Annotated in this window: 33 protein-coding genes; 4 read left to right on the top strand and 29 right to left on the bottom strand. The window is 34.5% G+C overall.

What is annotated here, in order from left to right:
- Positions 1 to 218 precede the first annotated feature (218 nt).
- The 7 genes from BCR26_RS18715 to BCR26_RS03035 all read right to left on the bottom strand — a co-directional run bounded on the left by BCR26_RS18715 (position 219) and on the right by BCR26_RS03035 (position 3,731).
- The gene (locus tag BCR26_RS18715; protein WP_069697498.1) at positions 219 to 1,466 is read right to left on the bottom strand and encodes a hypothetical protein; all 1,248 of its coding nucleotides are present in this window, start codon (positions 1,464 to 1,466) and stop codon (positions 219 to 221) included.
- 149 nt (positions 1,467 to 1,615) lie between these two features.
- Complete coding sequence (locus tag BCR26_RS03060; protein WP_069697497.1) at positions 1,616 to 2,008, bottom strand: type II toxin-antitoxin system PemK/MazF family toxin; 393 nt, start codon at positions 2,006 to 2,008, stop codon at positions 1,616 to 1,618.
- Positions 1,992 to 2,321 (bottom strand): type II toxin-antitoxin system PemI/MazE family antitoxin, encoded by a 330-nt coding sequence (mazE, locus tag BCR26_RS18905; protein ID WP_245676907.1) that lies wholly within the window; start codon positions 2,319 to 2,321, stop codon positions 1,992 to 1,994. The genes BCR26_RS03060 and mazE overlap by 17 nt, the downstream gene beginning before the upstream one ends.
- On the bottom strand, positions 2,276 to 2,545 hold the full coding sequence (locus tag BCR26_RS03050; protein WP_069697495.1) for a hypothetical protein: 270 nt from the start codon (positions 2,543 to 2,545) through the stop codon (positions 2,276 to 2,278). Before BCR26_RS03050 ends, mazE begins: the two co-directional genes overlap by 46 nt.
- A gap of 102 nt (positions 2,546 to 2,647) precedes the next feature.
- A complete protein-coding gene (locus BCR26_RS03045) occupies positions 2,648 to 2,899 on the bottom strand; it encodes a hypothetical protein (RefSeq protein WP_069697494.1) in 252 nt (83 codons plus the stop codon).
- A 179-nt stretch (positions 2,900 to 3,078) separates the two neighbouring features.
- Positions 3,079 to 3,441, bottom strand: a complete 363-nt coding sequence (locus tag BCR26_RS03040; RefSeq protein ID WP_069697493.1) for a hypothetical protein — start codon at positions 3,439 to 3,441, stop codon at positions 3,079 to 3,081.
- A complete protein-coding gene (locus BCR26_RS03035; protein ID WP_139124863.1) occupies positions 3,438 to 3,731 on the bottom strand; it encodes a hypothetical protein in 294 nt (97 codons plus the stop codon). Before BCR26_RS03035 ends, BCR26_RS03040 begins: the two co-directional genes overlap by 4 nt.
- Positions 3,732 to 4,491: 760 nt before the next feature.
- Between BCR26_RS03035 and BCR26_RS03030 the strand changes: the two genes are divergently transcribed.
- Positions 4,492 to 5,433, top strand: a complete 942-nt coding sequence (locus BCR26_RS03030; protein WP_069697491.1) for an Rgg family transcriptional regulator — start codon at positions 4,492 to 4,494, stop codon at positions 5,431 to 5,433.
- A gap of 116 nt (positions 5,434 to 5,549) precedes the next feature.
- On the opposite strand, the gene BCR26_RS03025 is transcribed toward BCR26_RS03030, so the two are convergent.
- The gene (locus tag BCR26_RS03025) at positions 5,550 to 5,930 is read right to left on the bottom strand and encodes a hypothetical protein (RefSeq protein ID WP_069697490.1); all 381 of its coding nucleotides are present in this window, start codon (positions 5,928 to 5,930) and stop codon (positions 5,550 to 5,552) included.
- Positions 5,931 to 5,948: 18 nt separating this feature from the next.
- Between BCR26_RS03025 and BCR26_RS03020 the strand changes: the two genes are divergently transcribed.
- Positions 5,949 to 6,443, top strand: a complete 495-nt coding sequence (locus tag BCR26_RS03020) for a hypothetical protein (protein ID WP_069697489.1) — start codon at positions 5,949 to 5,951, stop codon at positions 6,441 to 6,443.
- A gap of 109 nt (positions 6,444 to 6,552) precedes the next feature.
- Here the strand turns inward: BCR26_RS03020 and BCR26_RS03015 are convergent, their stop codons facing one another.
- Entirely contained in the window at positions 6,553 to 7,938 is a 1,386-nt protein-coding gene (locus BCR26_RS03015; protein WP_245676906.1) for a primase C-terminal domain-containing protein, read from the bottom strand.
- A gap of 843 nt (positions 7,939 to 8,781) precedes the next feature.
- Between BCR26_RS03015 and BCR26_RS03010 the strand changes: the two genes are divergently transcribed.
- Both BCR26_RS03010 and BCR26_RS03005 read left to right on the top strand, forming a co-directional pair.
- A complete protein-coding gene (locus BCR26_RS03010) occupies positions 8,782 to 9,813 on the top strand; it encodes a ParA family protein (RefSeq protein ID WP_069697488.1) in 1,032 nt (343 codons plus the stop codon).
- Positions 9,806 to 10,243, top strand: a complete 438-nt coding sequence (locus tag BCR26_RS03005; protein WP_069697487.1) for a hypothetical protein — start codon at positions 9,806 to 9,808, stop codon at positions 10,241 to 10,243. Before BCR26_RS03010 ends, BCR26_RS03005 begins: the two co-directional genes overlap by 8 nt.
- Positions 10,244 to 10,363: 120 nt before the next feature.
- Here BCR26_RS03005 and BCR26_RS03000 read toward each other — a convergent pair whose 3' ends face one another.
- From BCR26_RS03000 to BCR26_RS02895, 20 genes are all read right to left on the bottom strand, one after another.
- Positions 10,364 to 10,723, bottom strand: a complete 360-nt coding sequence (locus tag BCR26_RS03000) for a hypothetical protein (protein WP_069697509.1) — start codon at positions 10,721 to 10,723, stop codon at positions 10,364 to 10,366.
- The gene (locus BCR26_RS02995; RefSeq protein ID WP_069697486.1) at positions 10,716 to 12,050 is read right to left on the bottom strand and encodes a Y-family DNA polymerase; all 1,335 of its coding nucleotides are present in this window, start codon (positions 12,048 to 12,050) and stop codon (positions 10,716 to 10,718) included. The genes BCR26_RS03000 and BCR26_RS02995 overlap by 8 nt, the downstream gene beginning before the upstream one ends.
- A 482-nt stretch (positions 12,051 to 12,532) precedes the next feature.
- Entirely contained in the window at positions 12,533 to 12,976 is a 444-nt protein-coding gene (locus BCR26_RS18710) for a hypothetical protein (protein ID WP_211272280.1), read from the bottom strand.
- Positions 12,912 to 13,205: a hypothetical protein gene (locus BCR26_RS02980; protein ID WP_069697483.1), complete on the bottom strand. Its 294-nt coding sequence runs from the start codon at positions 13,203 to 13,205 to the stop codon at positions 12,912 to 12,914. Before BCR26_RS02980 ends, BCR26_RS18710 begins: the two co-directional genes overlap by 65 nt.
- Before the next feature lie 39 nt (positions 13,206 to 13,244).
- Positions 13,245 to 13,436 (bottom strand): hypothetical protein, encoded by a 192-nt coding sequence (locus tag BCR26_RS02975; protein WP_245676905.1) that lies wholly within the window; start codon positions 13,434 to 13,436, stop codon positions 13,245 to 13,247.
- Positions 13,437 to 13,864: 428 nt separating this feature from the next.
- Positions 13,865 to 14,179, bottom strand: coding sequence for a hypothetical protein (locus tag BCR26_RS02965; RefSeq protein ID WP_069697480.1), 315 nt, complete (start codon positions 14,177 to 14,179; stop codon positions 13,865 to 13,867).
- A gap of 258 nt (positions 14,180 to 14,437) precedes the next feature.
- Positions 14,438 to 14,770 (bottom strand): hypothetical protein, encoded by a 333-nt coding sequence (locus tag BCR26_RS02960; RefSeq protein ID WP_069697479.1) that lies wholly within the window; start codon positions 14,768 to 14,770, stop codon positions 14,438 to 14,440.
- Positions 14,771 to 14,873: 103 nt separating this feature from the next.
- Positions 14,874 to 15,164, bottom strand: a complete 291-nt coding sequence (locus BCR26_RS02955) for a hypothetical protein (RefSeq protein WP_069697478.1) — start codon at positions 15,162 to 15,164, stop codon at positions 14,874 to 14,876.
- 39 nt (positions 15,165 to 15,203) lie between these two features.
- Positions 15,204 to 15,389, bottom strand: a complete 186-nt coding sequence (locus BCR26_RS02950) for a transcriptional regulator (RefSeq protein ID WP_069697477.1) — start codon at positions 15,387 to 15,389, stop codon at positions 15,204 to 15,206.
- Positions 15,390 to 15,516: 127 nt separating this feature from the next.
- Positions 15,517 to 16,116: a site-specific integrase gene (locus BCR26_RS02945; RefSeq protein WP_069697476.1), complete on the bottom strand. Its 600-nt coding sequence runs from the start codon at positions 16,114 to 16,116 to the stop codon at positions 15,517 to 15,519.
- Positions 16,117 to 16,291: 175 nt separating this feature from the next.
- Entirely contained in the window at positions 16,292 to 16,510 is a 219-nt protein-coding gene (locus BCR26_RS02940) for a hypothetical protein (RefSeq protein ID WP_139124862.1), read from the bottom strand.
- 16 nt (positions 16,511 to 16,526) lie between these two features.
- Entirely contained in the window at positions 16,527 to 16,817 is a 291-nt protein-coding gene (locus BCR26_RS02935; RefSeq protein WP_069697474.1) for a hypothetical protein, read from the bottom strand.
- 2 nt (positions 16,818 to 16,819) lie between these two features.
- Positions 16,820 to 17,020, bottom strand: coding sequence for a hypothetical protein (locus BCR26_RS02930; protein WP_069697473.1), 201 nt, complete (start codon positions 17,018 to 17,020; stop codon positions 16,820 to 16,822).
- A gap of 117 nt (positions 17,021 to 17,137) precedes the next feature.
- Positions 17,138 to 17,398, bottom strand: a complete 261-nt coding sequence (locus BCR26_RS02925; protein ID WP_069697472.1) for a Txe/YoeB family addiction module toxin — start codon at positions 17,396 to 17,398, stop codon at positions 17,138 to 17,140.
- On the bottom strand, positions 17,398 to 17,652 hold the full coding sequence (locus BCR26_RS02920; RefSeq protein ID WP_069697471.1) for a type II toxin-antitoxin system Phd/YefM family antitoxin: 255 nt from the start codon (positions 17,650 to 17,652) through the stop codon (positions 17,398 to 17,400). Before BCR26_RS02920 ends, BCR26_RS02925 begins: the two co-directional genes overlap by 1 nt.
- Before the next feature lie 78 nt (positions 17,653 to 17,730).
- Positions 17,731 to 18,390 carry a helix-turn-helix domain-containing protein gene (locus BCR26_RS02915; RefSeq protein WP_069697470.1) on the bottom strand — a complete coding sequence of 220 codons (660 nt, stop codon included), beginning with the start codon at positions 18,388 to 18,390 and terminating at the stop codon, positions 17,731 to 17,733.
- Positions 18,391 to 18,495: 105 nt separating this feature from the next.
- Positions 18,496 to 19,185: a hydrolase gene (locus tag BCR26_RS02910; RefSeq protein ID WP_069697469.1), complete on the bottom strand. Its 690-nt coding sequence runs from the start codon at positions 19,183 to 19,185 to the stop codon at positions 18,496 to 18,498.
- A gap of 84 nt (positions 19,186 to 19,269) precedes the next feature.
- A complete protein-coding gene (locus BCR26_RS02905) occupies positions 19,270 to 20,961 on the bottom strand; it encodes a vWA domain-containing protein (protein ID WP_069697468.1) in 1,692 nt (563 codons plus the stop codon).
- Positions 20,962 to 20,979: 18 nt separating this feature from the next.
- Positions 20,980 to 21,663: a hypothetical protein gene (locus BCR26_RS02900; RefSeq protein WP_069697467.1), complete on the bottom strand. Its 684-nt coding sequence runs from the start codon at positions 21,661 to 21,663 to the stop codon at positions 20,980 to 20,982.
- Positions 21,664 to 21,675: 12 nt separating this feature from the next.
- Positions 21,676 to 22,782, bottom strand: a complete 1,107-nt coding sequence (locus BCR26_RS02895) for a toxic anion resistance protein (protein ID WP_069697466.1) — start codon at positions 22,780 to 22,782, stop codon at positions 21,676 to 21,678.
- Positions 22,783 to 22,785 lie beyond the last annotated feature (3 nt).

Here is a 22,785-nt window from a genome sequence, read left to right as displayed (position 1 = left end):
CAGTCCTTTTTCATCTTCTCTCACCTCATATCTGAATGCAAAAAAAGACTCAGTGATCCTTGCCTCACTAAGTCTCTTTTCCAGCTTCTTCAATTGTGAACTGCGTTTCCCTTTAGGAAAACACTTCTTGGCAACAGAGACTTTCTCTCTTTTTAACCAAGCTATCCCCGCAGTTCCTACGGTTTATATAAATTTTCACTCGTTCATTCCAGAGAAAATTAGTAAAAATCAATACTAAATTTTTCTGACCCATCACTGTAAAAAATACCAATTAGCACATATCCATTTTTAGATGGATCAGAAGCTAATACGCTATTACCATACAGATTGGCTTCTAACCCAGAAGAAAATATCATACCTGAGTTCCCGATATAGCCACTAACAATCGTAGGAGCAGTCGTTGGCGGTGGCGTAACCGTGCCACCGCCGCCCCCTCCGGTATTGCTTCCTGAACCGCCTCCACCTCCAGTATTTGTATTGGTGTTGCCACCCCCACCACCTGTTGTGGGTTGTTGCCAATTGCTCGTACCACCTGTGTTAGTTGATTCTTGTTGCCACGAACCTGTATCGGTATCGGTTGCATTATTTCCTTGTGTACTACCTGCATCGTTTATCTCAACATTTGCGTTCACATTCCCTGTTGTTTCGGTTTGTGCCGTTTGTTCTTTCGTTGCTGTTTCTTGTGCTTGTGCTACAGCGACTTCCTTCGCTTTTTTATCCAGCTCCGCTTTCACTTTGCCTAGTTGATCTGTTAGCTCTTTTTTTGTCTTCTCATTTTTGATTTTGTCTGTCTCTGCTTTTGCCGCATCGTATAATTTTTGATCGGTTGAAACGACTTTGTTGCCCTTATACAACTTAGCTACTGCTTCTTTTGCCGTACTGATTTGTTTCAGTTGTCCGCTTGCGTTCTCTACCAATCCCTTAACATCTTTTGTAAAATCAGTCTCTTCTTTGGGGATGCTTTCTTGAATCGATTTGATTTTTTCTTCCGTTAGCCCATCGATAATGGCTAACTCTTTTTCCACTTTTGCGCCATTCATGGCAACTTTATCTTTTGACTGAAACAACGTATTGACCCCTCGTTGCAAGGTTATTTTCTCATAAATACTTCCTATCAGTTTGTCTGCTTTTTCTTGTGCTGACTCATACGCAACAACATGATCTTTCAACAGCTTTTTATCCACTGAAACGTCTTGAAAAACAAATTCGGACTGTTTCAACTGCTGATCCAATGACGCTATTTGTTCTTCTGTCACATTTTCCGCTAAATAAGAGGGGTCTTTTTGATCCAATAATTTGGACAACTCTTTTGTTACCTTTTCTACCGACACTCGTTCTGCCTTCACGGTCTCTTCTGCTTCTTCGACTTGTTTATGTACTTGACTTGCATAGACCGTACCCCCAACACCCGCCACTAGTACGATGGTTATGAGTACAAGTATCACTATTTTTTGTCTCTTCGTCATGGTCATTTTCCCCTCTCAGTATCTTCCATTCTATTCGTTCATGTACTACTATTATACCAATTCCAACAACAATGTAAGCGTTCCATAGTAACCTTTCCGTTGCCAAAAATCTAGAAATATTACTAACCAACTGTAAAAGGTACCTATTTTTATTCAACAATCAATTTTTCGAAATCAAAAATAGCTGAAACAATTTGGATTGTTAACCCAAATTCATCTGTTGTGCATTCTTCTACTTTCCGTACACGACGTTCTTTCTCCATAAAGTCAACAAACTTTAGTTGCATCGCATTGATATGTCCCTTCACTTTGTGTGAATCGGATAATTTCACAAATCCTGGCTTCACATTGCTAGAGGACGTAATCGGACATACCACACAAAAGCCGGTTGTTTGATGGTAATAGCTACTGCTAACAACGAGTGCCGGACGTTCTTTTTGAATCTCTCTGCCTAATGTTGGATCGAAATTACAAATAATCATATCTCCTTGTTGTGGAGTGTATCCGTTTATTGCATATCCTTTATTACTCTTCAATGTCATGCATATACTCCTCTTCCAAAGGAGTTCTTAGATCTTCCCCAGCTTTGGCGGCTTCTTCAAATACATTTTTTAACTTAGGAACGTAGGTGATACTCCCATTTTCTCCTTTTATCGCTACAAATTCTGTGTTTGGTTCTACTTGAAATTTAGTTGGAATGGTTAGAACCAGCGCATTTCCTTGTTGTCTTGCTTTCATGTTAAGCACCTCTTCTTTTATTTTATGACCTAATACTATCAAAAAATAAACAAAAAGTAAATACAAAGGCATTACTTTTTCGCAGTCGGCAACGTGACTCTCATACAATACGCCCATGTTTCCTCGCTTCTTTGTACGGAAACGTAATCCATTTGAATCTGGGTTGTTTTGGCTTCTTGAATGGCTTTGTAACAAGCTATCACTCGAGGTTTTGTCCACTTCTGGGTTCCTTTCGTACGTTTGAAGTAGTCTTCTACCACCACTTTTTTTGTGGGTTGTTCCTCCAAAAACTGCACCAATTCTGCTAATAATTCCTTTGTTTTGTAGCGTTCTTCTGCCATTTGTACTTCACACCTTTCTAATTTTCATGTGGATTAACCTTTTCTTATTTACTAATTTCATTCGAATGTTCTAAAATAAACGGGTCGTTTTGTTTCGCAGGGTTATAGCAATCGTTCCCCTAACTCTGTGAGAGCAGAATATACGCTCGATACACTTTTTAATGTATGTCTTGGCATATCTCTCACCGTACTGTAGCAATGTTCACTTTCCATTTCGGCTTCTTTCAGCCCGGGAAGTTCTAACCCCTGCTCCTTAGTAGCTACGCTGATTGGCAGGGCGGTGACCAAACCGACTATAGGGTTCCCTTCATCTTCACATTCCACAATTTTCCAGATTGTTTTTCGTACAATCATTGTGTTTACTCCCTCTACCTAGCCAAGTGAACATACTACAGAGATTTCACCTCTGAATAGTACTTTTCTTAGCTTCTCGACCTAAGTTCATAGACTTTCGAGATTGTTTTGTGTAATGTACTGACGCTAAAAACCATGTGTTGCTAAAATTAGCAAATAAGAAAAGGTTAATCTTGCCTTCACAACACCTGTTGACTTTCAACAAGGGAATGTTGCTCCCGACTCATTTCTGTTTCCCTTTGTATTTTTTTTCCCATGCCCTTTCCTGTTGACCTTAATTGTGTTGCAGGGTGCGCCCTTCTAGCGATTAGCACCCCTTTTGTCTTTCGATCATACACCCGTTGAATGGTCGGATAGATTTTCTCAAGAGGGAGTCGTTCAAAAACTGTTGGTACTTTTTTCCCCTCTTGGAACACATCCACATACCGTTCAGCATACTTTCCATTGATGAAATAGACTTGTACTCCTTTGTTGGGAAACAGAACAATTCTTTTTCCTAAACGACAAACATCTTCTAAACTGAACGCTAATCCCTTGCTCATGAAAAATCCTCCCACTCTTTCTTCCCCAATAAAAGTGGTTCCTCATGGGCTATTCTTCTTGCGATGACTTTACCTGAAGGAGAGAACACAAACTTTATTCGATCAAAAAGTGACTCTAGTGTCTGCCTTTCCCCAACTGTTTGATAGACCGGAACCCCTTGTTCATACAACACAACCTGATGATACGCAACCCCTCTCGCAATCCAATAAAACTGTTTGTTAAATAACTGAATGCGTCCTTTTTCCATGCCAAGCAGTTGTTCTAGTGATACTTTCGTTCTTCGCTTCATCGTGTCCTTCACTCCTTTTCCATTTTTTTCTTTTTTCCTCTCTTTTCCCCAAGAACAAAAAAAGAGGAGAGTTGCATTGAACATGCATACTCTCCCCTTTGATACAGCTATTCTGACAAACAGTAAGTTATGAACACTGAAAAATAACAAAACAAATGTTCCTTTTTCTATATTTGACTACTCTTTCGAGTCCAAAAGTGCTATAATTTTACTGTTGTGACTATAGTTGCAACAAAGGACCGACGTATGTTCAAAAACGGTTGAACATCCTAATCTCCCTCTAGGTTTCTCAGGCCTAAGGAGACGGTTCTTTTTTTGTTATGTCAAAGATCAAAAGGATCTAACTTGCGATTGTGTGTTGCGCTAGGTAAAAAATGATTTTACCTAGCATAGCACACAATTTTTTTATACGCAACGTTCCTCAAGAACTCCAATTTTATTCATTTATCAGATACTATTTATGGCATTCCAATAACACCACGAGTAGAAATTGCTATAAACAAAAAGTCCATTACTAGTCCCTCCTTCCAAAAAATTATGAGATATCTCAGATCATAATAGCTATTATAGCTACACTTTACCACAATTTACGCCCATTGCAAGAAAAAAAATTGACATTTGTGTATACGAACCAATATTAGCGTTATAAAGCAAAAAAAAATGAAATTCATAAAAAATACCCAAAAAACACCAAAAAACGGTTCGTATACACACGTTTATTTCAAACACTTAATAATTTCATAGAAAAGAGGTAACAACCATGCAAATCAATGAATCCTTACGCTTTTTCCGTAAAAACAATGATCAGACACTAAAAGACATTCTTCCAACCAAAAACAACCCAAAACAAAGTCCTTCCAAATTATCTAGATTTGAACTGGGAACTGAAAGAGTCAGTATTCGGGAATTTTTAGAAATATTAGACAATGTGTCCATCGCTCCAGAAGAAATTCTAAAATTTTCAAACACCGACGCACAAACAGAACAACAACAATACATAACCTTATCCACACTATGTATGAAAAAACCTAATAGCAGTAAAAAAAACGCTTTACTAAAGTATTACAAACATCTTGATTCTAAAGAAAAAAAAACAACAAGAGAACTTTCAAATCTGCTCTCAATCAAATTTCATTTTTCAAAATTATGGAAAAAAGACATACCTCCAATCTCTCAAGCAGAAATTGAACAAGTAAACACGCATCTTTTGAACAGAAAATATTACACAAAATATGATTACTCACTCTTGTTAATGATATGCACCTTACTTCCAGAAAATACAGTAGCCAAACTCATTAGACTCATGATCCCTATTACAGACATAGAGAAAAGAACGCCAGAAACAAAGGCCTATGCCTACAACAGTTTACGGAATATTATTACGACAAGACTACATGAAAATGATCTACATAACGCTCAAAAATACATTCTCATTGCAAAAAGACAATTCTCTCACTCTACTGACTACCGATTCAAGATTCATGTAATTTTTTTAGAATACCTTTTAGAATACGCAACAAAACCAGAGAAATTAGACTATTACTCTAAAATTGTCGCTCTAATGTCTACGCTACAAGAAATTGGAGAATTCAGAGAGATAGAAAGCATGAGATCAGACTTAGACAGAGTAATAGAATCCAAACAAGATCTAAAAGAAAGTCTAGAAAGGTCATTTGCAGAAAATACATCATTTACAGTGTAATTTTACCAAATAGTCCAAATTAAGTCTTCCCACTCTTAGCTACTTAGAGTGGGGTCTTTTTATTATTCCAGAAAAGTATCCTAGATATAATGTATTGGCAGTGTGCATGTTTTGATTTATCCAGTGTCCCAAAGATTTGATTGCTCGGCAAATACCCCTACTTTGTCGCCTGTTCCTGGTGTTTCAAACATCTTAGTTAACATAGCTGCTTCCTTGAAAAAGGTCCTGATTGCGTCTTTATACGCTTCTTTGACCGTTTGATTTACTACAATCACCGTACGGATCAGTGCTTTTCTTGTTGCAACGACTAATCCGCCGCCACGACCTGGTCGTGCTTGTACATAAATTTTTCCTTCTGCTTCTAATTCCTTAATTGCTTTATCAAGTGATCTCTTCGGTATGCTTTTATCCTGATATTTTATAGCAGCTTGTAGTTCACCTTTTGTCGTTGCAATTTCTGGACGATATCGATAACATTGTTCCTCCAGATAGTCCAAAATGTCTGCTTTCCACTCATGGACATGTTATCTCTAAATAAAGATTTTAGCTTATATGACTTAAGATTAATTGGAGATCTAGCAACTCACATTTTATCTTATGATGAATTAATAACTCTTTACAGAAATCTACCAACCTTTGATCCCTACCATTACGGTGAAGATACTGTTATTTACAGAACTCAAATTCATAAAATTCTCAACAACATTTGTGATATTTGTATCAATGAAAATAACATAGAGTTAGCAACTGAAATACTGAACAAACATAAAAATTTTGCTAAAGTCCACACAGATTTACGATACTTGTTTTACATCCGAATAAATGAAATAATGATAAATTATCTAAAAGATAATGACAAAAAAGAACTTGATAAACTATTAGAAATATCTGAAAGCTTCAAATTAGCAGGTGATATAAACACCGCAAACGCAGTTAAATATCAATACAACTCACACAAAAACAAAGAAACATACGAGCTAAAAAAAGCAGTATCCTTTGATTCTCTATAACGAAAAAACAAGCCCTGGATTAAACAATATCTAGGTCTTTTATACTACTAGCAAAGAGGAAAGAAAGTATAAAAGAAATAAAAGTAATTGGCAATTTGCAGGTTTAATTTTATCCAGTGTTCCACTCTTCCAAATTCGCTTGGTAGTACGCTTTTGGTTCAGTTTTAGCAACTTTATTAAACATGTTAACTAAGATAGCTGCTTCTGGAAATACTTTCGTGATCGCTTCTCTGTACGCTTGATTTACTTCTTTTTTTACCAACAATATTGTCTTAATCAAGGCTTGTTTTGTTGCAATTTTTATCCCACCACCTCGGCCAGCCTTCACTTGAAAATATAGTTGGCCGTCTTCCTGCATTTCTTTTAGAATTTTATCTAAAGAACGTGCTGGAATTAGTAAAGCTTCAGTAATCTCTTTTTTTGTCGTCACAAAATAAGGTTTATACGTATAACTTTTGTCCTTCAAAAATGCTAACAAATCTTTTTTCCATTCGTGTTTGTGTGAATATTTTCGCTCTGATCGATTTTTTTTGAATTTATACCAGGTACTAGGGTGACTTCGATAGCCCGCATTTTTTTTTCTTTTCTTTGGTGTCTCAGACGAGCATCCAGAGAGCCAACTCTGTTTCAAAGGTTCAATATAGTCTCTATGTGCTCCTCTATATTTTCCTGAATACGCTGATTTCACAGCTTTCAAGACTTCTTCATCGTTCATAGGTGAGTCAAGATTAGAGTTGAACTGATCAATGTCGTTGTAGCATTCTTCCATCGTTTTTCCAGCTGAATAGTAGGCCAATGATACGGTGAATACTGTGCTATTTCTTCCGAGCAAGCCTTTGTGTCCTTCTATCCCATTACAGGTAATTAAATCTCCCACCCACGAATCAGTAATTTGCTTTTTTTGTTTTCTAGAAGGCAAAGTCCAAAGCTTCGTTTTTTCAGATTTATTGTCAGCTACATAATCAATTGACCAGTCAATTAACTTTTGCATATCGTACGTAAATTCAGGATAAAAATGCTCTACATTGTCTGTTCTCGGAATACGTGTGATTCCAAAGTGATTGCAACCAATATCAACAATTCCAGGAAACACTTCCGCAAAGTAATTTCTAAGACTTCTCGATACATTTTTTGCAACTCCAATAGAGCTGTAATTTGCTGCATTGGAAATAAACCAGGGCTTTTCTAGCACATAGAAAGCCTGATATCCTCCAGGAGTATTCAAGAGGAGTGTTGGAACGAAGCCAAGATCAATGCTGCAATCAATAATATCTTGTGCTGAGCAAGTATTACCAACTTTTAAATCAAAATCAATCATAAACGTGTTGATTTGTTGCAAATTCTTTTCAGAGTGCCCAACAATAATTGATCTATTTTTATCAGCGTAAGCGCCATAAGAATAAATATTAGGTGTCCAGTGGGTTAGTTTGTTTTCGTTCTCCAATAGAGCTTCTTCAGAAGTAAAAACTATTCCACGCATCCCATACTCAGTCATAGATTTTTTGGATCTCAGACCGAAAATAGCCCCTTTTTTCCCTTCTGGAAGGTAGCCAATTGGCTTTATTTGGCTATTTTTATACTTATATTTCCGTATACCATTTTTTAAAAATATGTCATATATGTTAGACAAATTAACAATCATAATGGCTTCCTTTCCAAAAAAAGAAGAACACAAAGAAATCCCCATGTGTCCTTCAATACTTCTGAAAAGGTATATTTTTGCTTCAAAGCACCAAAGAAAGCGTTTTAAACACAACAAATAAGCCTTAAACTATTGTATTTTTTGTCAAAATTTGCTATACTTATTACATAAAAGTGCGTGTAAACACTTGTAATATAACAAATTGAGACAGAAGGATCACGTAGTTGGGTATGCTGATTCTAAAGAAAAAATTTGATTTGCCGTCATTTTTTTCTAGGTCTCTTTTTTTATGTCTTAATAACAAAAACAATACAATAGTTTAAAGCATTTGTAAACTTAAAATTTTTTTTAGATCGTTCTAACGTATACATGTATACGTTGTTCTTCTTTATACATGTATACATAAAACCTAATGTAAAAATTTAGAATATGTTGTAAATTAATTGTATGTATACATATGATTAACGTATACGCGTATACATGTATACATTTCTTTATTTTAAAATGCTGTTATGCTAGTATTTATATTTGTCAGTGTATACATCCTTAATGATTTTTCATGTATACACGTATACCTAATTGGTTATCACTTGACTAACTAATTTGAATCTGGTACTATTAAATCAACTAGTAAGTGGTATACATGTATACTTGTATCTATGTATTCATGTGTACAAATAGGAAAGGATGATTTACTTGGCTATAAGAGTAGAATTTCTACAACAAGATTCAGAGTTGGTTGCTTTAATAAAAAAATTAGTTACTATGCGTAGAGCACCAATTAAAATTGTCATAGCGAATTGGAAAGGTGGCGTTTCAAAAACAGCATCAACAGTCCAATTAGCAAATATTTTTTCAATGATGGGGCTGAAAGTAGGTGTTGTAGATCAAGACGCACAAGGCAACACTACAAATTCATTAATAATAACCAAACAAAATCAAAAAGAAGGTGATTTTGCTTATGAAGAAACATTAATGAGAGGAATAAAGAACGGGGATTTAAGCAAGGTTCGTGTTGAAATAAATAGCAATTTGTATTTATTTCCATCTACTTCAGATTTTTTTAGCTTTCCAAATTTTTTAGATGTCAAGTTTGGTGTTGCAGCTGAAGGTTCTCCTAATTTTGATTCACTTGAACATCAAAAGATTTCCTATCTACCTTCACTTTTAGATCCATACATTCAAGATCTAGATATCTTAATTACTGATACTCCACCAGGTGATTCATATGCTACAAAAAGTGCTGTGTATGGTAGTGACTACATTATCGTTGCTTTACAGACTCAATCTGACAGTTTAGAAAACGCAGTTGACTTTATTAAAAAATTTGTACCAAAAATTTACAAATTCAAACAAGATTTTGATATTCTAGGAATTCTAGCAAGCATGCTTAACGCTCCTGGATCACCTTTAGATTCAAATGGTGAACTACCTCGTAAACGACTTGAAGTGTTAAAAAACACTCCTAAATGGACCTTGGACCTCGAAGTGTATCAAGATGCACTTGATGAATTTGGAGATTCCGAATTGTTTAGCACTATTATTCCTTACATGCGAAGAATTACCTCAGTTCCAAGAAGAGGAATTCGCTTAGAGGATCGTTGGGATAAACAAATACTTGAAGTATACTACAAGCTTGCAATTGAATCACTAACAAGAATTTTGTACCGTGAATCTGGACAGGAATACATAAATTTTGAGAAAGAAGGGGAAAATGTAAATGGATAAAAACTCTGTTCCTAAACGCAGTAGCTTAATGCCTGAAATTGAAGAGACTAATAGAACTTTTAAAGATGGCGTTAAAAGAAACAGATTACCTGAACCTAGCAACCCATATATCCCTGAAGATAAAAACCTTCAATCAAATTTCAAAGAAGAAAGTAACGATTTAGAAGAATTTCAACTTGCTTTAGAAGAATACCAGTTGGGTCGAACAATGATCGGAGTTCAACGCATGCAAAAGGTTGAATACGACGCTCTTCTTGACCTCTTTAGCGATCAATTTGAATACAACTATGAATTGTTAGGCGCAATGATGGATCAAATGATTAATAATTTAGATCGAGAACAACGTTTGGAATTTCAAGACATCGTTCAAAAGAAAAAGCTACGTCTAGTTTCATCATTCAAGAAAAGCTATTATAAAAAAGGTAATTAACTTTTAAGGTATACGTGTATATAAGTATACATGTATACCTTAAAAAAGCTGTTTTAAGAACATTCAAAGCAAAAGAGACAAGCATACATGTATATGTGTATACATGTATGCTTGTCTCTTTTATAAGCTACTCCATTTTTCAAATTCTTTTATTTCCACATGCCTAATTTCATCATAGTCAATTTTACAACCATTAACAATAATTCCCAAACAATCATATCCCTCAATTATCCCTATCACATCTTCAGGGTAATTCCCTTCAGCATCGAGTTCTTCTTTTTGAATAGATACAGGTTTATTATACAAGCGAGCAGTGTAGAGCACAACATCTATTTCTTCCATAGATAAACGGTCTTTTTTCACATTAGTTTGCGATTTAAGCTGTCTTTCTTTCTCTATAACACTAGTGTGCTCTGATAGGTAAAAACCTGTCCATTTAGCCATTTTTCTATCCTGATAACCATTTAATAGTTCACTCATTCTTTTCATTCTCCAATCCATCCATACCTCCAGTATGACCACCTAGAAGAGAACTTCGCTTTATGGCTCGGCCCGAACTTTTCAAGCTTGCAGCATGGACTAATTTTGTAAAACCAAACTTCATTCTAATTTTGTCAACAATCTTATCAAGTTTTTCTTGTGCTTCAGTAATTTCAGGTTCTTCAAATAGATCAAGTTGCACGTTTTCCGTGTATATTAGGTTTTTGTATGTAATACCAATATGCCTAACGTTTTTACCGCTGTAGTATCTCCTAAAAAGTTGTAAACAATGCTCTGTTAGTTTTTTTGTGTTATTGGTTGCTGGTATCTTCATTTGCCTAGATAGAGCTTTCTCAGCTTCAGTTAATGAATAACCTATGTAAATATGAATGCACATTGTTTGACAATGGTGTTTTCGGATACGTGTTGCTACTTGATCGGCCATTTCTCTAATTACCGTTTCGATTTCTTCCTGTCTCACGTAATCTCGATCTAATACTTGACTATTGCCATAAGATTTTTCAATTGGTTTGTAGGGTTCAGATATGATTGATCGATCAATTCCGTTGGCATGGTGGTAAAGCTGTAAGCCAATAACGCCAAACTTATTTTTAAGTCTCCAGGGATTACAATTAGCCAACTCTTCAATGGACCTAATCCCCATTAGATTTAAGCTTTTCTCTGTTCTAGATCCTATTCCCCAAAAATCAGTGAGAGTAGGAATATTCCAAATTGTTTCTTTAACATTTTCATATGTCCACTCAGCCACAAAATTAGAATTATATTTAGCCGCATTATCTAATGCTAACTTAGCCAAAAGCGGATTATCACCAATTCCAATCGTAACAATTAAGCCTGTTTCTTTTTTTACTTTATTCTGGATCATGTTGGCTAGTTGAACTCTTTTTTCACTTCTTGTTAATGAATCATCGGGTACAAACAAATTTAGAGAAGCGGTACAATCAAGAATAGATTCATCAATAGAATAAAAATGTAAGTCTTGATCGGCCACGTACTCATTGTAAATTTTATTAATCTTCATGTTTTCTCGAATGTATAACCGCATTCTTGGTGGAACAATTTCTAAAGAAGGGTTATCAGGTAATTCATTTCCTCTAGTAACATTTGAGATCCCCAATATTCTTTTGGCCATAGGGGAGGCCGCTAAAACTAATCCACTTCCGGTGTTATCTCCAGCACTCATGACAACTAACATTTTCGTTAATGGATCATAGCCACGCTGCACACATTCTACTGAGGCATAGAAACTTTTCACATCAATCAAAAAAATATCTCGTTTAGGTTCTGATGAATAATCAAAATTCAAATATTATCAATCCTTTGCTAGTCTTCAGTTCTTATTATACGAACTTATGTTCTTTTTGTAAAGGGCAGGTTTACAATTTAAGTGCAAAAAAAGCACCCAATTGTAAGTTGGTTGCTCTTTCTACGTTTCTGATTCATGTATTAACGAAAGTTCTGTTTAAATTTTCTGAGCTTTATCAAAATGAAAATGATACTCGCAAAAACAACTATTGAACAAACAGCGAGTAAGATCAGCATTTTCCAAAAAGAAATTATTAACCAACATAGCATCAACAGGAAAAATACTCGTGAACATTGAAAATCTTCTCCAGACCCAATTAAATATTTAACGCCTAGCAACTTTAATAGAAAATCCATTACAATCCCCTCTTTCTGTTTCTTACTAGTTTCATTCAAATGTTAAATTTGAATACTTTTCTCTTATTTTTATGTAAGTTGTAGAGAATCGACTTTCTTTAATTAGTGATTGTTTTTGAATATATATTATAACTTTTTCATATACATTAATTCTCGTTTCACTACTGAAACAACATAATAATTTTTAATTCCAAAACATCTTAAGCTTTCAAAAGACTTGAAATCAGTCCAAAATGCTAGACCTAATGACAGAATAGGTACACATATGAACGTTAATCCAAGTAAAACAAGATATAGGTCACTTATTAACCCTTTAAAAATTGCAGCAGATAGTGGAAGAACAATTAATTTCCCGATTTTTAAGAGCATATTCAGGAGGTAGTCTCTTTCCGCCTTATACTTTACCTTTAGAATTCCAATATCATCTATAAGTTCATCAATGTCCTTATTTTCTAAGCCTCTCTCATTTTTAATTTCTTTTAAATATTGGGTGTATCTGAGGCTTCTACTGCTGTTTTTTTTTATGCTTGAAAAGAAAGATAAAAAAAGGTAACCAAAAGAACAGGCCAATTAAAGCAGTTATTTTTAAATTTCCCCAATCAACTGGTTTACCTACATTTAAAACTTTGTCATTAATAACCTGAGTAATGAGTAGACAAAATATCATCATTCCTATTAATAGAGAAACAAAAAATATTGGTCTAAATTCCCAAAAAGAATTACACACTTTGTTGTATATTTTTTTATAAAAATCAATAGAATCTATCTTAGTAACTAACTTAATATTTTTTTGACTCATACAACACACCTCCAATCTCTTCCTAAACATTTTGACAAGTTAAGAAACTAGCTTAATTGATAAAGTTTTTGCTGTTTCTGATTTTACTTTATTTAATAAATTTAAATCTTTTTCAGCAGATTGATTATGCCAATATTTTTTTGCTTTCTTAGGATCATGCGTAAAAAGAGGTTGTCTATCATTCCAGTTTTGAAAATATACTACTTCAAAAGTTGACGTGGTTTTATTCAAAAACCGAAACTCTATCTTCATGTTATTCTCCTTCCGTAATCCTTTTTTAGAATCAAATCTTCAATCCAATGATTTAGCAATGAAACAGGATCGTTTGTAGGGGAACTATGCTCTCCTACACAATCAGCATAATTCCAATTTAATGGATAAGAATTAGCTCTATATATAGAGGGATTAGCTTTACATTCCAGTTTTTTTGAACACTCAATGAGTCTTTATTGATACACTTTGATTGTTTTTTCGGGAATTCACTATTAGTTTATGCATCATTCTAACTGCCACTGTAGTTTGACTGTCACTAAGAGTTGAGATATCTAACTGAACAAGCTTCTTTGATCTATTTTCTTGTAAAAATTGTCTTACATAACGTCTAACTCTAAATTTTTTATTCATAAAAAAATTCCACCTTCAGTTTTTTTATAGACATATTACATTTTCTCTAAGAGACGTGAATAAAAGTGTTCTGCTTCGTTTAAATCAGCTTGTCTCATAGTAAGAACAGCTTTATAATAATCAGCTATTCTTTGTTTAGAATTTTCTTCCGAGGCATCGAAAGAAAAGACACGTAATCCAAAACCATTTTTTGTTTCAACAACGTTAACAGTATTTAGCGAACCTCTCAGCAATCCATTAACAAAGGGTTCTGGTTCCGAATCATCCTCAAATTCAATTACTGTACCTATAGTGCTTAAACATTTAAATCTTTTAAATTGGAATCCTTCCTTGTCGTATGTAGCTTGCATTATTAAATTTCATTTCAACCTCTTTACCTGCTGGCATTTTTCCAATCAATGTTCTTTTCATTTGCCTTCCTCCTACTATTTTTTATCTTTTTCAGTGCAAATTCGTACGTTTTACAGTTATTTGTGTACGATTTTCTTGGTTTCGGAACACATTTCCTGCTTTAGTGATCATTTTTTAGGGTAATCATAGTATTTAATAGTTCCATCAAACGCTCATCAGTTTCTACCATGCTTTCTTTCTGATCCTTTTTGAAAGAGCTATCTAAGTTCAAGTAACTGTTTAATTCTTTTTTCAACAAATTCAGCATCTTGAATATCTTCAATTGCTGTATTCTTTTTCCTTATCGGAGCGCTAGGATATAAGATAATCATTTCATCTCCGTTATCAAGTTTGACTATAGGGAACCATCTCTTACCTTTACAATTTATCACTGGTTGTGGATCTCTTCTTTCATCGACGAAAACATCTTTTATACTAATAAAACTGTTAGGTAGAGTGTACATTTCAATTCTGTTAAAATTTATTCTGTCCTCTCGCAAAACATACAGGTCAGATAATTCATTCAAAATTTCTTTTCTTTTACTGCTCATAATTAAATCCTTCTTTCTAATAAGTTAGTACTTTTATTGTAAACTTTGTATTTCAATTTTTGAAGGAAGCAAATCAGGATAAAAGAAGTTATTTAGTACTTATTTATCCTTTTTCATGACTCTTCCCTTCTTGATCTTTTTTGAGAGTATCTTCCAACCCTTTAACAACTTTTTCAAATTCAATAGGATTTTCATTTTCAAGAACTTTCAAAGCTGTATAAGGGTCGAATGAACTTGAATTATCCATATTCAAAGAATTTAAAACGTCATCTTTTGTCTTAAATTCCTTAGCGGTTGTGACGATTGCTATAACTACAGCGTAGAAAAAGCCACCAATCATTACAACAATCATGAAAATTAATAATGCATTAACAGTCCAGTTCAAGAATTCCATTCATTATCCTCCTAATTTCTTACAAAATTTTTTAATCGCTTATTTCATTTCTACATATTGTCCACGTCTTTGTATATATTTCTTGTGACATGTCGGACATTCAAATGGACCAGAATAAAAAGTCAATTTTGCCAAGTCTCCACAGTCGCACTTGACATAGTAAGTCATTGATTGATTGAACTGACTTTTGGGTACTTTCCACTGGTCGTAACTTTCTCGCGCCATTTTTAATCCTCCCTAATTTTCTATTCAGTCCGTTATCAACATTAATTAACTGAACGTGCCTCAGAATGTTCCTCTCACAATCGTAAATTAGTGATAGATTGATTTTGAGAGAAATTTTGAGACAACTTTATAAGTCTAAGCTCATAACGGCCGTATCTTTATCTTCTTGTGTGATTCCAATATAGCGCAACGTTTCTCGTTGGGAAGAATGGTTCAACAGCTCTTGGATAATTTCGATATGAGTCCCATTTTTATATAAAAAGTACCCAAACGTCTTGCGCATCGAGTGGCTGCCAATATTTTTTAAGCCCATCGTATTGGCCGCATTACTGATAACCGCCCACAAAGCTTGCCGACTCAATGGCTGATTGTTCCCTTTACGACTCGGAAATAAATAATAATCAAAGTCTTGTATAAGCAGCTGCTTAGGAAACTCATTTTCCACGTAGTCCAGGATCAACTTTCTTAATTTTCTGGAAATGACAATGGAATTATGTTTCCCTGTTTTTTGCTCCTTCATGGCCAATCTTTCTTTGGCCACTACTCGGCCACGAGAAACGGTTAGCACGTCGGATAATTTTAAGCGACGTAAATCAGAAATTCGATAAGCCGTATTTATGCCAATAGAAAACAACAACACATTTCGTTGGCCCATTTTTCCAGCTGATAAAATTCCTTTGATCCCCTCGATCTGTTTTTTTTCTCGAATTGGTTCGACAACGTTCAAAAAAATCCCTCTTTTTCTATCTTTTTCTAAATAAGACTTAAATCTATTATATCATGTATTAAGTCTTATTCAAAACAACAACAAAAAAAGGACCTGGTCATCATCGTCTGTCACCCTTAGAGCCACTTGAATTCATATGAATTTACGAATGCGACACAATCCGATTGTGTCACATTCATAACATTTGCAAAAACTCGATTAACAACTCTTTTTGTTCTTTTCTATCCAGTTTAAAAAATTCTTTTTGTAATTTTTTTGTTGTAACTCCAACAGGAAATCTTTTATTAAAAATACAGTCAATCGTTCCGATTATTGCTAAATCCGTAATTTCCTTACTGCCAGAGATATATTCTGCCAGCTGGAGCATTTCATTTTTTATCTCATCTTTTTTCATGTTAGCTCCTTCCTTTCTACACATTTTTTCCTCCTTTATGCTTGATCCTTTTTGAGAAGTTTTTTACATTCTCTTTTCCATAAACTCTCTCTAATTCTTCCAGTGAGCCATCCATTGTTTGAATCAAAATGTCCTTACTTTTTTTTGTAGATAGAAACTTCTTTAATTGATATTTGTCTTCTTTTGACATATTTTTTAGTTCATTTTCTAAAACGATTTGATCATGATATATTTCCCCCATCATTGAAAATGCCTGACGTTGAGAGCTGGAAACTGATTCTTTTTCTTGTCTATCTTCTAATTCCATTATTAATCTCTCCTTTTTTGCCGATCTTTTTTGAGACTATTTGTAATTTTCCTTCCGATACTACCATTCATTTTGTTATTTTCTTCAAAAAAACCTTTTAAATCATTGTTTTTACGCATGATAGCTTGATTTTTCACTGTTTCATTTTTCAATAAACCAGATAAATAATTAGCTTCAGCATCTGTTAAAATTAGTGGATTCACATTCTTCCCCTCCAATCTGATATCTTACACAAATTGTACAACATATTGTACAAACAAACAAGTAAAAACTCCTTTTATTGACGAAAAAAACACCTGGTTTCAACAACCAAGTGCTTTCTATTTTGTGTAATGAAAACGGCAAGATACAATCTCAACATACGTCTTTTCACATCGATAAATGAGCCTGTGTTCGCTATTTATTCTTCTTGACCAATAGCCACTCCATTGGAATTTTAAAGGCTCTGGTTTGCCCAATCCCTCATAAGGTGTCTCTAAAATATTGCTTAACAGCCGCTTAATTCGGGAAACCTTTGTACTATCATTTTTTTTCCAATATTTTAGATCTTCTAATGCCTGGTCGGACCATCGTAATTCCATTAAATATCCTCCAGAGAAAGAGACGTATATTTTCCTTCATCAAGTTCTTTAATGGCTTGATCTATTTTTTCTCTGTTTGCCTCACTCGACATTAGATAAAAGTTTTCCATCAAGTTGTCATAATCCGATTGTGCCATAACAACAATGTTTTTATCATCCTTTGACGTAACGATCAATGAATCTGCATCATCGTTTACTTGATCCATGTAATCCTTTAGATTTTGTCTAAAATTACTATAGGTAGTTGCTTCCATCACACTATCCCTCACTTTCAGAATTAATCGTACTACAAATTGTACAACTTGACAAGAGACTGCCTTGCTAGATCCTAATTAGTCTTCAGCATATCGTTTGATCTTAGTTGAAATTATCTCTAAGTCATTTTTTACGTTACTTGGCGTATCTGAGTAAAATAATTCGATCTCTCCAGATAAATAAATTTGTGCAATCTCAAATTCTTTTTTATCTTTCACAAGAAAGTAACTACCTCTTCTTTCAGCTGTAAACCCACCTTGATGGAAAATATCGGGAAGATTTCCTTTTCTAACATTTGTATAGTAGAAAATCATGCCACCTGGTAACTTAATGCCATAATTCTTTTTTTGTGGATCTATAAAATCTAATTTGCGCTCTTTAAAAGGTAAAGTTTTTGTATCCACCGTATAGGCATCGATTAATTGTAGCAATTTCTCAATTGCCTCCTTTTCAGTTGTTGTGAAATGTTCTTGTACTTTGTTAAAGTCCTTCAAAGATACTACTTGCCATAATTCGTTGGCTGCTTCAGCAGCCGTTTGGCCAGTTAAATGTTCCATTCCTTCACGAGTAATCACCCAGGTTCCTTTTGTTTTCCCACCATTTAAATAGGCCACTGATCCTGGTAAAAATTTTTGTGGGTGTTTCCTGTGTTGCTGCAAGACATAAGTTCTCTCTTTTCCCCATTGCTCACTAGCTCGTGAAAAAGTCATTAGACCTAAATCAGTAATATTAATCATAAATCCCCCTCAAAAAACATCATTTAATGTATAGAGTAATTATACATTAAATGATGTTTCAAATCAATTTTTAAATTTTATACAACTCATGATATGAAAGCATCTCTACTCTTCGGGGCTTGCCTGATCTCTATAAGACTCCATTTTTTCTTGAAAATAGCTTTCTGTTTTCCCATAAGTCGTGTAGGTAATAGCATTTGCTCCTGCTTCAATTGTTTCTCTAATTTGTTCATCTGTTTTTCCACCAGAAGCAATGATTGGAAAAGTTGGAAAGCTTTCCCTGATCCACTTTACTAATTGTGCTGTATTTTTACCACCAGCGACATTAAATATATCTACTCCAGCTGCTACCAACTTATGAAGATCACGTTTATCATTTACAACAGTATAAATAATAGGAATATCTACAGCTTCATTTACCACTTCAATTGTTCCTAAATCACTTGGACCGTTTAATACTACTCCATACGCTCCATGTTCCTCAGCGAATGTTCCTAAACGTGAAGAACGATTTCCTGATGTTAAACCGCCCCCTATGCCTGCTAAAATCGGCACCTGAGCTACTTGTGAGATTGCACTTAATATACGTGTGTTTGGTGTCCACGGATACACAGCTAAAACCGCATCTGCATCATTATTTGCAATAACTGCTACATCCATTGTATAAATAATACTTTTAATTCGTTTCCCATATATACTAACACCGCTACATTCACGAATAACTTTCGGCATTTTTATAATACTCTGTCTTAACTCTGAAGATAATTCAGGCATTTCTCTATGAATTTTTTCCATAATCGTTGGCTCCTTTTCAAATTAGTTGAGCAAAAAACAAGGCTAGAGCAAGTCTGTTCTAGCCTTGAATAATGCTAATTTGGCCTATAATTCAGCATTAAATAGCTGTTTCAACTGATAGACAACATCATCGTTATCTGCGTTGATTGTCGCACTCTCATTGATCGTTGATAGTTTTTTAAGTTCCTCCAGTTGCGCATTATATCCGATGGTATTTACTGAAACGCTTAGGCTTTTGATAATTGGTGCTGCTTTGTTAAAACTATAACCCTCATTTGTTTCACCATCCGATAAAACAAAAATAATTGGACGTGCATCTGGAATTTCTTTCAACTTTTGTTGCACCATATCTAAAGCAACCAATGTTCCGTCATATGTTGCAGTTCCACCATCCGCAGTTAATCCTTTAACTGCTCCAGTAAAATAACTCCGTTGCTTTGAATTCATTCTTTCAATTGGCAATTCGATTGTAACATCTGAACTATATGACACCAATCCCACAAAGGCATCATCGCCAATGTATTTACTACTATTCAACAGGGATTGCTTCAGTGATTGTATAGGAGAACCGTCCATTGAACCGGAAACATCTGCAACAAAAACAGCAATAATCGGTTTACCACCATTTTTATTCTCTTTCCATAGTTTTTGAATAGAGGTAATTGTTGCTCCATCAATAGGATTTGTCTGATACTCATAATCATCTAATTGATTAAAGCCATAGTCTGACGCCTTTTCTTGATTTGATTTTTCTTGAATAAACTTTGTAAATTCCTCAACTACCTGACGTTTTTCAGCAGTTGTAGCATTTAAGCTATACATAGGTGAATCTTGGCGTATGCCTAATGGAACATATTTGTATTGTTTAAATTCAGGTGTATTAATATACGTCTGATAACTAATAGACAGAATATCAACTGTTCCATTTTTGGCTACTTCTCTTAGCTGAAGGGTATTATACAATGTTGACGGTAAATCTTTTTGAAACGCTTTTAACGATTCTACTGATTTTTCGCTCAATGGATTTTCACTATCAAAGTGATACATTAGTTGTGTTAGTAAGCTAAGACCTGTTGACGAGGTATAAGGATTTGTATATCCAAGCAACAAATCGTCATCGATTACAGATTTCACGAGTGAATCAACTGTGACTTCCTTATATTTCTCTGTAATCTGATTGTAAGTAGACTCCTTCATGAGAAGTCCTCCCGTGTTCCCTATAGTTCGATCAGCTACAGTTGTAATACCTGTACCGTTTGACTCTAACATTTTCCCCCATAATTGATTTGATGGAGTGTAACCATCTGGAGTATAGGTGTCACTTTCGACATAATCCAATCCTGTTCCTGAAGCCATAGGTCTAATAGAAACAGACACAGTCTTTCCATCTATTTTTTTATTTTGCTTGTTAAATTCTTCCGCTAGTTCATTAAACAATCCATCTTTTCCGCTGCCTGCTTTTTCAGGACTAACAAATAACTCTGCATTCAATTGATTGGTTCCTTCTACTGAAAGTGGATAGGTCTTATCAATAGGAGGTAACTCAGCTTTGTTATCAATCGATCCACTATCTATATCTCGCTTAGGTGTTGCTTTTTTAGGGTTGATTTTTTTGATATAACTCTTCAGTTCAGTCTTTGCATCGGCTTCAGATAATTTCTTTATATTATCTGAAGCATTTTCAATCTTCCCATCACTACCAGTAGAACATCCTGCTAAAGTTGCAAGACAAAAAATACTGACTACACACATAAGCACTATCGCTTTTCTTTTCATTCTCTCTTCTCCTTTAAATTACTCAATTGTTTTGTTTAATGTTTGGAGAGCCTTAGTCATATTATCTAAATCTGCTTTTGTAGACGGCGACTTAGAATCTAAATAATTGACCGTTTCGTTCAAAAGAACTCTCACTTGTTGCACAATATCAGCACTATTTAAGAGCCTTTTATTGATTTCATTTTTGTCACCAGCAACCGTGACTCTATTAATTATGCTTTTTGTATTTTGAAATATTTGTATTTTTCCTTGAACAATTGAAGCATTGATTTTATCCAACAATTCATACTCGTTATTTTCCTGTAATTCATTTAAATCACTCATACAATCGTTTATTTGTTCAATCATATCCTGAGCTTTAACAATAGAGTCTCTATAAACTTCACTCATACTTAGTTTAGCTAACTTATTTACGAGTTCAGTTTCCTCATGAAAAGGATCTATTTCAATTTTTTTTGCGTTCTCTTTCATCACATGAACTGTTTGCATTCTTTTTCTAAATTGTAGCCAAATAAATACGCCTATCATTAGAAACGCCAATCCAATCAGGGATTTAGAGAATACTTGATACATTCTCACTGATCGAGAGCCATAGTTTATAATTGCTTGATCAATATCAAGCAACATGAATTGAATTAATAGCCCCCCAATCAAACTTACTCCTCCTAGAACAAGGAATACAATGTTCTTCTTCTCATTCATTTGGACCACTCCTTATTTTGAAACATCTATCAAAGCTTGTGCTAACTCTGTTCTCATTTTCGCCATTTCTTCTTGCGCTAGTTGGCGATTTTCAATCCCTTTTTCTCGGATTTGTTGAATGTCTTTTAAAGCTAGTATCGTTTGACCATTGACTTCTTTTAATGTTTCAATATCTACAATGCTTTTTTCAGACGATTCTGCTGCTTTAGTAGAAACATGGTGGATTTTTTCAGCATTTTTTTTGAACAGATCATTTGTGATATCTGATACAGCATTATCTGCCTCAATAGCCGAAAGAGTATGTTGTGCCGATAACGCAATCACCATCTGCTGTTTCCACATAGGAATCGTGTTATTCATAGTTGACTGAATTTTGTAGGCCATCGCCTTGTTTGAATTTTGAATGATTCTGATTTGTGTGGCCATCTGTTGACTAATCATTTTTGTCATGTCTAAATCATGTACCTTTTTTTCAAATTGGACAAGCTTATCTGAAAAATCGGAGAGCGCATTTAAACTTTCTTGCTCTTGGCTTTGGGCTTTTTGCTGTAGTTCCGGCAAAGTAGTCAATTTGAGTTCGCTAATTTTTTCTTGACCGGCTTCCACATAGACTGACAATTTTTGGTAGAATAATTTGTTTGCTTCAGACATTTCCTCTAAGCTAATAATGTCATTTGTTAATGTTACATAGTGAGCCTCTAAGTTATTGACAATACGTGCGACATTACTATTCACATCTTCAAATTGGATTAACATGCTATTCACTTTATTCTTCCCACGTTTAAAAAGCTTTATAAACATGTTGTCTGATTCTTCTGGAGAAAAGCTCTCTAGTTCGGTTACCAGTTCATTAATTATTTTCCCAACGTCCCCTAACTCATTGCTTTTCACCTTTACTAATGCTTGATCCGAGAATTCAGATAGTTTTTTTTGTTCAACTCCACCATAATTCATAACTCCTAAAACATCATTGATATCTATTTGTTCTTTTAAGCTAGTAATTGCTTCTACTTGTGAATCAGTTAGTTGGATCTCTTCCACTGTTTGAGTGTTAACTTCAAGCAGTTGTTCAATTTCTTTTGATTCTTCTTTTGGTGTACCAAAAGTAAATTCTTCCATAAT

Origin of the sequence: Enterococcus rivorum (assembly GCF_001742285.1) — a bacterium.
Lineage (GTDB): Bacteria > Bacillota > Bacilli > Lactobacillales > Enterococcaceae > Enterococcus_L > Enterococcus_L rivorum.
The sequence above is the reverse complement of the archived record's forward strand: the minus strand, read 5'-3'. Positions and strand labels throughout refer to the sequence as shown.